This is a genomic window from Myroides odoratus, assembly GCF_965118575.1.
GTDB classification, from domain to species: Bacteria; Bacteroidota; Bacteroidia; order Flavobacteriales; family Flavobacteriaceae; genus Flavobacterium; species Flavobacterium odoratum_B.
Window position 1 is genome coordinate 38,505 of the sequence record NZ_CBCPHW010000017.1, and the last position, 13,270, is coordinate 51,774.

Sequence of the window (13,270 nt, forward strand, 5' to 3'; positions counted from 1 at the left end):
ATCCTCTTATATCCAAGCAACCTATCCATCAATATCATTTGAAAATAACTTCAAGTACCAAGAAGGGAAGTTCAGTCTTTTGGTAGATGCATCTATGAGGCAAAGTAAAACGGTTTACACTAATGATATCCAATATGATTACCCAAATGAATACTGGAATAGTAAGATTTATAATCGAGTGCGAAATTATGGTTTTGCAAGTATTGTAAATGTTGGATACGAGGTGAGCAAGAAGCGAAAAATAAGTTTCCAATATTTGGGAAATAATGCGTTTCCCAAGACCATGGAAGAAGGAAATACTCGTATTTGCAGTAAGGAAGAGGAACGTTTAGTCAAAAGATTAATTGCAGTTGGCGATGCAAAAAACAAAAATTACCATCATGCATTTACAGGGTCACTGCTTACCATATTGGATACGTTTGGTAAGAAATACACGATAGATGTAGATTATTTTGTGTATGCTTCAGATAAAAAGAATAATCAGATTACACATGCAATTCACGGAGATGATATCCCTGAGACATTGACTTTGTTGAATAATAACAATGAGCAACGTATTGAAAATTTGACAACTCAAATTGATTTTGATCTTCCTTATGCCTGGGCAAAATTTGAGTTTGGAGGCAAAATGAATTGGACAAACACGAATAGTCAGATTGATATTACGACAACTCAAATACAAAAAACAGGGGATCATCAAAGGGATAAATATACCTATCGAGAAAATACACAAGCTCTTTATTTCTCTGGAGCTAAATCATGGGGAGAAAAATGGCAGGTAAAGACGGGATTACGTGCTGAGGCTACGCAGAATGAAGGAGATTCTTTTAGTAGGAATCAAGTCAATATGAAACAGTACATCAAACTATTTCCAACGCTTTATGTTGCCTACCAAGTAAATAGTAATCACACTATTTCCTTGCAATACAGCAAGCGAATACAACGACCCTCTTATGGGAATTTAAACCCAGTTCGATGGTACTTAAATACAACTTCTTATGAAGAGGGAAATCCTTTTTTACAACCCGCATTGAATACAAATTTAGAATTTTCTCATTCCTTCAAAAACGCATTCAATACAAGTTTGTCTTTTACACAGACGAAAAATGGATTCGGTCAATTAACAATTCACAATGCAGACCATAACTTTCAACAATTTATTCAATTGAATTACTTTTCGGCACAGATTATTAATCTAAATCTATATGCTAGTCTTGATTTTCTACCTGGGTGGACGAATGCATTTGAATTCAATACCTTTTATACAGAGACCAAATCGAATACCACTTACTTAAAACCGGAATATACTGGATTGGGGGCTTATTTTATTAGTACTACTAGTTTGACACTTAACAAAGCCAAGACAATTGCGGTCGAAATTGGCTACGAACAAGATTTTGCTTCCCAATACATTGGGACGAGCACAAGTGCGAACGCAAATGTATCTGCAGGGATAAAGCTATTGCTACTAGCTAAAAAACTACAATGTGCCTTGAATGCAAATGATATTTTTGGTACGGATCAGATCCAACTATCCAACACCACGCAAAATATATTTCAAACTTTTAAACAATACTTCGATACACAATATCTGCGTTTATCTCTTTCTTATTCTTTAGGTAATAAAAATGTAGAACTGAAAAAGCAGCGTACAAGTAATGAAGAGGAAAAAGGAAGGGTGAATTAAAGAATGAAGATTCAAAAAGGCAGGATAGCGAAACAAGGTAACCACAATCAAATAGTTTGCAAAAAAGGAGAATATTACAATTTAGTCAAGAATCAACTAGAATTAGGGAGTTAAGAAGCCAAAAAAAAAGTAGATTTAGCTTTTAATTATAAGAATACTACCTCAGATGAAAATTGAATTAATCAAAAAAGAATCGGTTCGTATAAGTCGTTGGTCTGGTGGAGAAACGAGAGAATATACCCTTTATCCTCAAGGAGCATCTTATGCTGATCGAGATTTTTCTTTTCGCATTAGCAGTGCGACTATAGAAGCTTTACCTTCAGAATTTACTAGATTTGAAGGCTATCGCCGCTATTTAGCTATGTTGGATGGTGATCTTCAACTCAATTTTAATGGAGTAGATAGAACATACAAAATGCAGGATTTATTCTCTTTTCAATCTATGGATACGATAATCTCCTATTCAAAAGGAAATGATTTTAATCTCATGCTTCATCATTCCATCACAGAGGAGGTGGTTCAAGTAACCGATCAACCCTTTCAAACCGATCAACCCTTTGTTTGTTTATTCGCCTTAGAGGTAGGAGAAGTGAAGATAGATAATCAAATATTTCACTTGAATCCCTTAGATTGTTTAGTACTAACGAATACAAATAAACTATTAATTGATATTCAGGTAAAAGAGAAGGTGATTGCTGCTTTTTGGTCAATACCCTAAAAATAAAAACATTTAGATTAAGAGCATTTTGGAAAAACAAATACAGCGAATAAAAGAAAAATCAGCCTCAATTAAACGATACGATGAAGATTTGGTTGTTTTTGGCGCAGATACCCATGCCTACCAACTAGATGAACCGATTAAATTCGAGGTAGTGATAAATTTTGAGCAAGACTATAAAATCAATTTGCCAGAAGCTTATGTCGCTTTCTTAACACAAGTGGGTAATGGAAACCCATTAGAAGACGCGTATATGGGAAGTGCAGCAGGTCCCTATTACGGTATTTATCCTTTTGGAGAAGGACTGGAAGACTTAAATACAAATGACGTTAAAAAATATATATCGTATCCTTGTTTGTTGCAACCCGATATGACTGCGGATCAATGGTCGGAGTTGACCAAGGAAAGCCAAGATGACACGCTATCAGATGAGGCTTACTATGCGAGTATAGGAACTTTATTTGGAGGATTGTTACCTATAGGTACACAAGGATGTGGCATCACAACTTGTTTGATTGTCAACGGAGAATTTGAAGGAAAAATAGTCTATCTCAATGAAGACTATCAACCCCAATTTGCCCATGAGCCCAATTTCTTAGCCTGGTATGAACGTTGGTTAGATGAAATTATTTCCGGTGATTTAGTATCGGAAGATGCAGGATGGTTTGGCTATGCAATTGGAGGAAGCAGTGAATTTTTATGGGATGCCTATAAGAATTCAACAAATGAAAAAGAACAACTCATTTACTTAGAAGGATTACTAAAAAAACAAAAAATAAGTGCGACTATTATTCAAGAAATTGTTGATTCTATAACGCATGCAACAGAACCAGTTGCTTTATCTTTACTTACCCTTGTTGCAAAAATAGATTTTAAACAAGCCATCCCCTTTTTAGAAGCACAACTAGAACATAATTTGTTATTTGTTTTGCAACACATCCATTGGTATGGAAAAAAAGAAGCAGTTGGGTTCTTGCGCTTTTTGGAACAATATAAAGACAAAATTGAGGAAGAGGAAACCTACCGTTTCTATTCGTATGTCATTACCGATATTGCGGATGATTTTGCTTACTTAATTCTACCAGGATTAGCGTCAACACAAGCAAGTATTCGCGGTCAGGCGATTTACACTCTTGGTAAAATAGCCCATAAACAAGCCTATGCCTCTTATTTTATTGCTGCTTTAGAAGATACCGATGAAAGTGTCGTTCTTTATGCATTACAAGCTTTGTCTAACATAGAAGATGCGCAATTGATACAAGCCTATAAAAAAGTGTATCACAAGTACAAAGACAGTGATGAGGAGAATTATATTGGGGTGAATTTGAATCATCGTTTAAAGGAAATAGGCCTGACAATAGCAGATTTGCAAGAATAAAAAAAGGTACATAGAATAGAAAACAGTATTAGCAACTGTAAGCTGTTAACCGTGCACTGTCAACCGTATTTTATCGCAAAATAAAAATAAGAATGTAGGTGATGACCAATGATTTGAAAGACAAAAAAACAAAAGAATCAACCGAAAGTTTGCGGTTAATCACACTAAATCCCAACGCAATTGGCAAGAGATAAAGCCCATAATACATCGGTTCATATAACTGATTGTAGACCCAAGTTGTCCAAGTACCAGTTTTAAAATTAGTGCTATAAGAAGCGCGCATTAACCATAAAAACAAATTAATAAAACACAAGATAAACAAAGTTATATCGATGCGTTTCGCCCATTTTATTTGGGTTTTAGTTGAGTTTGGGTCTGTCGTTTCCATTGGCTAATTTCCAGGCAGTTTCAAATATAAATTGCGTTCTTTTCGTTAAAATTGGAAAGTCTATTTTGTCAAACGTATCCGTAGGTAAATGATAATCTTCATGGGTGCCATTGTAAAAGAAGATTGCAGGGATATTATTTTTAGCAAAATTATAGTGATCCGATCGGTAATAGATATTTTGTGGATCATTATCAGCATTAAATTTATAATCCAAAACAAGATTTACGGACTCTTGATTAGCTTGTTCGGCTAGATTGTGTAAATCCTGACTCAGTTTATCTGAACCCACTAAAAAGATATAATCCTCCGTAGATAGATGTTCCTCACTGCGTCTGCCAATCATGTCAATATTTAAGTTGGCAATAGTTTGAGCTAGGGAAATAGGTGGATTTTCGGTATAAAATTTAGAGCCAAATAAACCAAATTCCTCACCAGTTACATGCAGAAATAGAACCGAGCGTTTCGGTCGAATTCCTTCCTTGACTAAGGTTTGAAATACACGAGCAATTTCCATTACCGCAGCGGTGCCTGATCCATTATCATCCGCCCCATAATACGTTTTATTTAATAAGATCCCCATATGATCAAAATGAGCCGAAATAACTAGAACTTCTTCAGGCTTTTCGCTCCCTTTGATATAGGCCCAAACATTCTCACTGTCTTTTAATCGCATTTGTGCATTTCGCATATAAGCAGCCGGAATAGGTTGAAAATAACTCGTAGTATTTGGCGGCATTTCTAACCCTAGTTTTTTATAGTAATTAGCTAAATACAGCGCTGCTTTCTTTTGTCCAGGTTCTCCCGTGCGACGCCCTTCCAAACTATCTGCGGTTAAAACCAATAAACTCGTTTTAATCGAATCTAAAGAAATGCGTTCAAAGTAGGCAACCGTATTTTCTACTGTACTATTTTGAAGCGTAGATTGTGGCGCTTGGCATTGAAAGAAGCTAAGAGATACTAAAGTAAGGGCAAATAGGGAAATGTATTTTTTCATAATGGATGAATTGGTGCTAATAGATAGCAATCAAACGGTTCAAAATTACTAAATATTTTTCGTTAGACCACCTTGTTCCAGGAGGGATGAATATTTTTTTAAAAGCAAGCTTACAATTGTCTTTTTTATTAGTTGTGTTATATTTGTTGAAAACAAAGAAAAACCATGAGTAAAGTAGTTTTTATTACAGGGGGATCATCGGGCATTGGCAAGTCGATTGGAAATTTTTTGCACGAAAAAGGATATAAGGTATATGGAACAAGTAGAAATCCAGAACAAGTGACTTCTTCCGTATTTCCTTTAGTACAGTTAGATGTTCGCGAGGAAGAGAGCATTGCGAGAGCCATTCAGACCGTAGTGGAAAAAGAAGGGCGAATTGATATTTTGATTAATAATGCGGGGGTTGGAATTACAGGAGCCATTGAAGAAGTGCCCACAGCAGAGATTATCAATAATTTTCAAACCAATGTATTCGGACCTATAGCTGTAATAAAAGCCGTTTTGCCGATTATGCGCACGCAAAAGAAGGGTTTGATTATTAACGTTACTTCTATTGCAGGGTATATGGGGTTGCCTTTTCGAGGCTATTACTCTTCATCAAAAGGCGCTTTAGAACTACTTACAGAATCGTTGCGTATGGAGGTGAAATCCTTTGGTGTTGAGGTAACCAACGTAGCACCTGGTGATTTTGCTACCAATATTGCAGCTGGGCGTTATCATGCACCTGTTGTGGAACAATCCCCTTATGAAGAGGTATATAAGATGTCCCTGGATATGATGAATGAACATGTAGATAGCGGTGGAGATCCCATAGAAATGGCGCAGGCGATTTACAAAATTATCGAAACTCCCAAACCCAAAGTACGCTACGTAGTTGGCGCTCCTATGCAAAAATTCTCTTTGTTCTTAAAAAAGATTCTCCCAGGCAAGCAATATGAAAAACTTCTGATGAATCACTATAAAATTAAAGGTTAAAAAAGAAATAGGGGGATAACCCAAAACGAAAATTAATATTGTATTTTTGACACACAACATAACACGAATTTTAAGTTTAAAATTATGAAGTTTTTTATTGACACAGCGAACTTAGATCAAATTAAGGAAGCAGAAGCGTTGGGAGTATTAGATGGAGTGACGACAAATCCTTCACTAATGGCTAAAGAAGGCATAACAGGAGCTACAAACATCTTAAACCACTACAAAGCAATATGCGAAATAGTTGAAGGTGATGTAAGTGCCGAAGTAATTGCGATAGATTACGAAGGAATGATTAAAGAAGGTGAAGAGCTTGCTGCTTTACATCCGCAAATCGTAGTGAAATTACCAATGACCAAAGAAGGAATAAAGGCTTGTAAATACTTTTCATCAAAGGGTATTAAAACAAATGTTACTTTAGTATTCTCTGCTGGACAAGCTTTATTGGCTGCAAAAGCAGGAGCTACTTATGTTTCTCCTTTTATTGGAAGATTGGATGATATTTCAACCGATGGATTAGTGCTTATTCAAGAAATTCGTCAAATTTATGACAACTACGGATATGAAACACAGATTTTAGCTGCGTCAGTTCGTCATACGATGCATATTGTTAATTGCGCTAAAATTGGTGCTGATGTAATGACAGGCCCTTTATCTGCTATCTTAGGATTATTAAAACACCCTTTAACAGATAACGGATTGGCTCAGTTTTTAGCGGATTACGCAAAAGGAAACCAATAAACTTTTCAATACAGAAAACTTATTTACAAACATACAAACTAAGAAAAACCAACCTCAAAAGGGTTGGTTTTTTTTATAGTCAAAATGGAACAAGGAGATAAATAGTCTAAATTCCTTTTAATCCTTATCCAAATCTTTGTTTTTTTGGCCAAGTAAGTTCAATATTCCAATAAGAATAAAACCAATTCCCGTAATTAGAGGCGGTTGCATACTTGATTTAAGACCTAGGAAAATCATGTATATGCCCAGTAGGATTAAAATAAAAGCTGAAATTTTTTGTATCATAAGTTTAAAGGTTATGGGTGAAGGGTTAGAAGTGAAGAGTGAAGGGTTGAATATGAACGTCCCTAAATATAGTTATCCGTTTTTTAAACATTAACGTCCTTATTTAAGATAGTAATAATTGGTTTTGCAGAAAGATTTGTTTACACCTTAAACTTCCAACCGCAAACTGTCTGAACATCCCTCATTTCCCATTACTCATAACACATAACCACCACTAAGAAATAAAAGTCAAAAATATATTTAAAATCAAGGCATTAATAATATCAATAAAAAAGGCACCTACTAAAGGAATAATTAAAAAAGCTTTGTAAGAAGGGCCAAATCGATTAGTAACGGCTTGAATATTGGCAACTGCAGTTGCCGTAGCACCTAGACCAAAACCACAATGCCCAGCACTTAGTACAATAGCATCGTAATCTTTCCCCATCCAGCGGTAGGTAACATAGGCAGCAAAAAAGAGCATTAAAGCTACTTGGACTAATAAAATGAGTAAGATAGGTAAGGCTAAATCAACGATTAACCATAATTTGAGTGACATCAAAGCACAAGCCAAAAAGATGGATAATCCTGTGTTTCCAACCACGTCAATATTTCTGCTGTGTACCTTATATTTAAAGACATAGGTTAAGCTATTTCGAATGATTAATCCGATAAATAAACACCAAACGAAAGTCGGTAATTTAAAAGAGAACTGTGCATTCCAATCGGCGAGCCATTGTCCTAAAACCAAGCAGATAGCCATCATCGTTACGGTATGCATCATCGTGGTATAGTTGATGGGAGAAAAGTTTTTCGATTTTGTAATATCCTGTTGCTCTTCTTGTGCTTGTACCGTTTCGGAATCTACTTCTTTATAGTTGTTTTTCTTTAGTAAACGATAGGCCAAGGGACCACCGATAGAGCCTCCAAAAATAAGTCCAAAGGTTGCACAAGCCATTCCTATTTCTTTAGCGCCTAAAAGCGGATTCCCACTTACGGCAAAATCATCTGCCCATGCTCCTGCTGTACCATGCCCACCCGTTAGCGTAATCGATCCAGCGATTAAACCAAAGCGCAAATCGAGGTTGAGGACTTTGGCTAGCAGTACACCCAAAGAATTTTGACATACAATAAATACGGCTGCTATTACTAAGAAAATAAGCAAGGATTTACCCCCTTGAAGTAATTTAGAAAAATCGGCATTCAATCCAATGGATGAAAAGAAAACAAGCATCATGCTTTGTTGAATCGCTTCATTGAAGGTGAAATCTGTCCCCAGAAAAAAGTGGGCGCCCCAAGTGAATAAGGCGACGAGAAAACCACCTACTACAGGTTCGGGAATATTGTATTTTTGAAAAAACTTCACTTTTGACACAATAAAATGTCCCAATAGAAGCACAAAGCAAGCGAGCATTAGTGTTTCATATATTCCAAAATCCATAGACAATACATTTATTTTTTGTACAAGTTAATTGAGAGAAAAAGAAGGACTCCCTGGACAAATATACTTAAAGATCAAATAGCTTTAAGCCCTCTAAATTATTTTTTAGTGGTATTGCCTGTTTTTTTGTACTTGGAATGTGAAAATAATCGGTTATTTCATTTTATTGAATAGGTATTTTGTTAATATGCTAATGAAAAAAATGCAGTAAAACTTTTTTGTAGTCTGTTTGAATTATCTATTTTTGCATATGCAACACAATGTACTTATTTTAGATTTTGGTTCGCAATACACTCAGTTGATTGCGAGAAGGGTTCGCGAATTAAATATATTCTGCGAAATCCATCCTTACAATAGTTTACCCGAGGATTTATCAGCATATAATGCAGTAATTCTATCAGGAAGCCCTTATTCCGTTCGTTCAGAAGAAGCTTTGCATCCAGAGCTTGCACAGATTAAAGGTAAATTACCTTTATTAGCGGTGTGTTATGGAGCACAATATTTAGCTCATTTCTTTGGTGGAGAAGTTGCTCCATCAGATACACGTGAATATGGAAGAGCAAATCTTGCTTTTATTGCTGATGATCCATTCTTAAAGGATATTCCACAAAACAGTCAAGTGTGGATGAGCCACAGTGACACCATCAAAACTTTACCGACAAATGCAGTTTTATTGGCGAGTACAGTTGATGTTACCAATGCGGCTTATAAAATCGAAGGTGAGCAAACCTATGCGATTCAATTTCACCCAGAGGTTTACCATTCAACAGACGGTGCTAAACTATTAAAAAACTTTTTAGTAGATATTGCTGGCGTAAAACAAGACTTTACTCCTGCATCCTTTGTAGATGAAACTATTGCCGATTTGCGTGCAAAAGTAGGAGAAGAAAAAGTTGTTTTAGCTCTTTCTGGAGGTGTTGATTCTACCGTTGCTGCTGTTTTGTTGAGCAAAGCCATTGGTGAAAACTTATATTGTATTTTTGTAAATAACGGATTATTGCGCAAAAACGAATTTGAAAACGTTTTGAAGCAATATGAAGGTATGGGATTAAACGTAAAAGGAGTAGATGCTTCTCAACGTTTTATGGATGCTTTAGCAGGTCAAGATGATCCAGAAACGAAACGCAAAATCATTGGACGCGTATTCATTGAAGTATTCGATGATGAGTCAAAATTGATTAAAGATGCTACGTTTTTAGGTCAAGGGACTATTTATCCAGATGTGATTGAATCGATCTCTGTAAAAGGCCCTTCTGCAACTATTAAATCGCACCATAACGTGGGAGGATTGCCAGACTTTATGAAATTAAAAATCGTAGAGCCTTTGCGTATGTTGTTTAAAGATGAAGTACGTAGAGTGGGTGCTTCTTTGGGCATTGATCCTGAATTATTAGGACGTCACCCTTTCCCAGGACCAGGTTTAGCTATTCGTATCTTAGGAGATATAACACCAGAGAAAGTAAGCCTACTTCAAGAAGTAGATGCTATTTTCATCAATGGATTGAGAGAACATGGATTATACAATTCAGTTTGGCAAGCAGGAGCAATTTTATTACCTGTAAATTCAGTTGGGGTAATGGGAGATGAAAGAACCTATGAAAAAGTAGTTGCCTTACGTGCTGTTGCATCAACAGATGGTATGACTGCAGATTGGGTACACCTACCGTATGAGTTCTTAATGGAAATTTCAAATAAAATTATCAATCGAGTGAAAGGGGTAAATAGAGTGGTATATGATATCAGTTCTAAACCACCTGCAACAATTGAATGGGAATAAAAAGTAGAAAAAATAAATAAGTCGCTGTATATTTGTATGTAGAGCGACTTATTCGCTTTTATAAAATTACGAAAATGAAAAAGAGAATTGTTATTGCTTTAGCAGCATTTATTTTTACCAGTGGAATAGCTTTCGCTCAAGAACAATCTTATACGGAATATCGCGTGAGTAAAGGTGAAACAATCAGTAGAATTGCCCGTGAAAACAAAATTTCGGTTAGTGAGATTTTGAGACTTAATCCAGATGCGAAAATCGGAATTAAAGAAGGAGATATCATCCAAATTCCGGCTAAGAATGCCCAGGTAAAGTCAACCACAACGAGCAACGCTACGGCAAAAAATGAACAAATCACGGATTCAAAACGTAAAACCCATTTAGTTCAATCGAAGGAAACCGTTTTCGGAATTAGTCGCAAGTACAACGTAAGTGTACAAGATTTATACCAATGGAATCCAGAGTTGGAGCGCAATGGATTAAAAGCAAATACCTCTCTTTTTATTACACCTTCTGCAACCACTCCAATCACGGATCAGACAGCGAATGTCAATGTTGTACTGCCAGCTACTAAAGCAGTTACACCTGTGGATAAAGCGAAGATTGAATACAAAGAAATTGAGATTGAACCCAAACAAACCTTATACAGTTTGGCTGTTGAATACCAAACAACAGTTCAACGACTCATGGAGCTAAATCCAGAATTAAATGAGGGATTAAAAAGTGGTCAAAAAATAAAAGTACCTACTTCTAGTAAAAGTGCTGCGGTAAACGGGGGAACGAATGAAGTAAAACCTATACTAACAACAACAACAACAACAAAAGATACCGATTCCTATACGACGATTAGCATTGAGCCAAAACAAACTTTGTTTAGTATTGCTAAAGAATATAAAGTATCTGTAGAAGAACTGATTGAACTGAATCCCGAGTTGAGAAGAGGCTTGCAAATAGGGATGGAACTAAAGGTTCCCAAAATGGAAGGTGTAAAAACGGAGGTTGCAGTTCCCGTATCTACCTGGAAGACTGAAGCATCAGGATCATTTGCAGACTTGTCTCAATCTGTAGATCGTTATACAGCTAAAGAATTAGTTTTGCTATTGCCTTTTAATACCTCTCGAGGTGGAGATAATTTAGATAATCGTATCAAAACAGACGGCTTTCTAAATATGACTATGGACTTTTACTTAGGAGCGAAATTAGCCGTGGATAAAGCCGTTGAAATGGGATTGCCAATCACCGTAAAAGTTTTTGATTCTAATGAAACTAAAAATAGCTCCGATGTTAAAATGATCCTCGAAAAGGAAAATTTAAATAAAACAGAAGTTATAATTGGTCCTTTCTTTCAAAGCAATGTGGATGATGCTGTAAAAGCATTGCCTAATAGAACTATTTTTTTAGTATCTCCTTTGTCTAATGAAAAGGCAAATCCATCCTCTCAATTAGTTCAAACCATGCCTTATGGAGATGTTTTGAAACAAGCGCTATTGGAAAATTTACTAAAGAAAGACAGTAAAATAACGGTTATTGTTGATGAAAAGAAAGCTTCGACCAAGCGCTTTATGCAGCGTTATTATTCAAATATCAAAGTCATTGAAACCAAAGAATTGAAAGACATTGACAAAACCTTGGTCGCAGGTAAGAATAACGTGTTTATTTTAGATTCAAATAGTATTGAATCAGCCTTGTTATTGACCGATAAACTAAAAGGAAAAACAGATAAATTTGAGATTCAAGTAGCTTCATTTGATAAAAGTGAAGTATTTGACTATGGGGAAATTAAGATTGAAACCTTAGTTGCTTTGAATTATACCTTTCCTTCCGTTACCAGAGATAGCGAATCAAGCCTAGATACCGCCTTTGCAAGAGCGTATAAAGCAAAGAATAACACCTTGCCTAATCGCTTTGCTATTCGTGGCTATGATGTTACTTTAGATGTGATTTTGCGCATGTTCCAAAAAGAAGGGTTTATGGGATCTTTAGGCGTAAAGTCAACAGAAATAGAAAACAAATTCGTTTACAGTAAAAATTCCGAGGGTATTGTACGCAATCAAGGCGTTTATATCCTGCAATATAATGATGATTTAACCGTAAAAGTAGTAGAATAATGTTGTCAAAAATAAAGTATTTAGGAGATTTAAGAACAGAATCTGTTCACATCCAATCAGGGGAGAAAATTATTACAGATGCACCGGTTGATAATCAAGGAAAAGGACAAGCTTTTTCTCCAACAGATATGGTTACCAATGCTGCAGGATCTTGTGCGATGACTATTATGGGAATTAAAGCCAATGAATTAGGTGTAGATATGGTAGGCTCAACGATAGAAGTATACAAAGAAATGCAAGCGGAACCAAGGAGAATTAAAAAAATCACCTTGCATATCGCTATGTTGAGCTCAGCCAATGAAAAAGAGCGAATTATTTTAGAACGCGTGGCCCTACATTGTCCCGTTTTATTGAGCCTACATCCCGAAATTGAAAAAGAAATAACGTTTAATTGGAAGCAAAAATAATGCTAGACAATCAAAAAGAACTAATTGAATTAGCCAAAGCAAAGATGCCTTTCGGTAAATATGAAGGAAGATATTTGATTGATTTACCAGAATATTATGTCGTTTGGTATCACAATAAAGGCTTTCCTAAAGGTAAATTGGGACAACAATTAGCTTTGGTTTATGAATTAAAATTAAATGGACTAGAGCCCTTAATACGAAATATTCGGAACAATTTTTAAAACTGACTTTGCGGTCAGTTTTTTTTATGCCTTTTTGGGACAAAATAGAAATATAATCCTAAAATTGACACCTAGAATTGTTAATTCTTTCTACTTAAGACTTTTTTATGTTTAATATAAAAAAAACAGTTTAAAGTCTTTTATTTTCTTTAGTTTGTATTTTCAATCTATTTTTTT

At 35.6% G+C, this 13,270-nt stretch carries 12 protein-coding genes; 9 read left to right on the plus strand and 3 right to left on the minus strand.

Features of this window, described 5'->3' with window-relative positions:
• Nucleotides 1–94: 94 nt before the first annotated feature.
• The 3 genes from ACMHJ2_RS13905 to ACMHJ2_RS13915 all read left to right on the plus strand — a co-directional run bounded on the left by ACMHJ2_RS13905 (nucleotide 95) and on the right by ACMHJ2_RS13915 (nucleotide 3,783).
• Nucleotides 95–1,687, plus strand: coding sequence for an outer membrane beta-barrel family protein (locus tag ACMHJ2_RS13905; protein ID WP_413513466.1), 1,593 nt, complete (start codon nucleotides 95–97; stop codon nucleotides 1,685–1,687).
• Nucleotides 1,688–1,853: 166 nt separating this feature from the next.
• Nucleotides 1,854–2,405 carry a HutD family protein gene (locus tag ACMHJ2_RS13910; protein ID WP_413513467.1) on the plus strand — a complete coding sequence of 184 codons (552 nt, stop codon included), beginning with the start codon at nucleotides 1,854–1,856 and terminating at the stop codon, nucleotides 2,403–2,405.
• A gap of 28 nt (nucleotides 2,406–2,433) precedes the next feature.
• The gene (locus ACMHJ2_RS13915; protein WP_413513468.1) at nucleotides 2,434–3,783 is read left to right on the plus strand and encodes a HEAT repeat domain-containing protein; all 1,350 of its coding nucleotides are present in this window, start codon (nucleotides 2,434–2,436) and stop codon (nucleotides 3,781–3,783) included.
• A gap of 70 nt (nucleotides 3,784–3,853) precedes the next feature.
• Here ACMHJ2_RS13915 and ACMHJ2_RS13920 read toward each other — a convergent pair whose 3' ends face one another.
• Both ACMHJ2_RS13920 and ACMHJ2_RS13925 read right to left on the minus strand, forming a co-directional pair.
• Nucleotides 3,854–4,171, minus strand: coding sequence for a hypothetical protein (locus ACMHJ2_RS13920; RefSeq protein ID WP_413513469.1), 318 nt, complete (start codon nucleotides 4,169–4,171; stop codon nucleotides 3,854–3,856).
• Nucleotides 4,143–5,165, minus strand: coding sequence for a M28 family metallopeptidase (locus ACMHJ2_RS13925; RefSeq protein WP_413513470.1), 1,023 nt, complete (start codon nucleotides 5,163–5,165; stop codon nucleotides 4,143–4,145). The genes ACMHJ2_RS13920 and ACMHJ2_RS13925 overlap by 29 nt, the downstream gene beginning before the upstream one ends.
• Nucleotides 5,166–5,330: 165 nt before the next feature.
• On the opposite strand from ACMHJ2_RS13925, the gene ACMHJ2_RS13930 reads away from it, so the two are divergent.
• The gene (locus ACMHJ2_RS13930) at nucleotides 5,331–6,140 is read left to right on the plus strand and encodes an SDR family oxidoreductase (protein WP_413513471.1); all 810 of its coding nucleotides are present in this window, start codon (nucleotides 5,331–5,333) and stop codon (nucleotides 6,138–6,140) included.
• An 84-nt stretch (nucleotides 6,141–6,224) separates the two neighbouring features.
• Nucleotides 6,225–6,881: a fructose-6-phosphate aldolase gene (gene fsa / locus ACMHJ2_RS13935; RefSeq protein ID WP_413513472.1), complete on the plus strand. Its 657-nt coding sequence runs from the start codon at nucleotides 6,225–6,227 to the stop codon at nucleotides 6,879–6,881.
• Between the two features lie 499 nt (nucleotides 6,882–7,380).
• Here the strand turns inward: fsa and gltS are convergent, their stop codons facing one another.
• Nucleotides 7,381–8,586: a sodium/glutamate symporter gene (gene gltS / locus ACMHJ2_RS13940; RefSeq protein ID WP_413513473.1), complete on the minus strand. Its 1,206-nt coding sequence runs from the start codon at nucleotides 8,584–8,586 to the stop codon at nucleotides 7,381–7,383.
• A 250-nt stretch (nucleotides 8,587–8,836) separates the two neighbouring features.
• On the opposite strand from gltS, the gene guaA reads away from it, so the two are divergent.
• The 4 genes from guaA to ACMHJ2_RS13960 all read left to right on the plus strand — a co-directional run bounded on the left by guaA (nucleotide 8,837) and on the right by ACMHJ2_RS13960 (nucleotide 13,093).
• A complete protein-coding gene (gene guaA, locus ACMHJ2_RS13945) occupies nucleotides 8,837–10,363 on the plus strand; it encodes a glutamine-hydrolyzing GMP synthase (RefSeq protein ID WP_413513474.1) in 1,527 nt (508 codons plus the stop codon).
• 74 nt (nucleotides 10,364–10,437) lie between these two features.
• Nucleotides 10,438–12,465, plus strand: a complete 2,028-nt coding sequence (locus ACMHJ2_RS13950) for a LysM peptidoglycan-binding domain-containing protein (protein WP_413513475.1) — start codon at nucleotides 10,438–10,440, stop codon at nucleotides 12,463–12,465.
• Nucleotides 12,465–12,872 carry an OsmC family protein gene (locus ACMHJ2_RS13955; protein ID WP_413513476.1) on the plus strand — a complete coding sequence of 136 codons (408 nt, stop codon included), beginning with the start codon at nucleotides 12,465–12,467 and terminating at the stop codon, nucleotides 12,870–12,872. The genes ACMHJ2_RS13950 and ACMHJ2_RS13955 overlap by 1 nt, the downstream gene beginning before the upstream one ends.
• The gene (locus tag ACMHJ2_RS13960; protein ID WP_413513477.1) at nucleotides 12,872–13,093 is read left to right on the plus strand and encodes a DUF3820 family protein; all 222 of its coding nucleotides are present in this window, start codon (nucleotides 12,872–12,874) and stop codon (nucleotides 13,091–13,093) included. Before ACMHJ2_RS13955 ends, ACMHJ2_RS13960 begins: the two co-directional genes overlap by 1 nt.
• Nucleotides 13,094–13,270 lie beyond the last annotated feature (177 nt).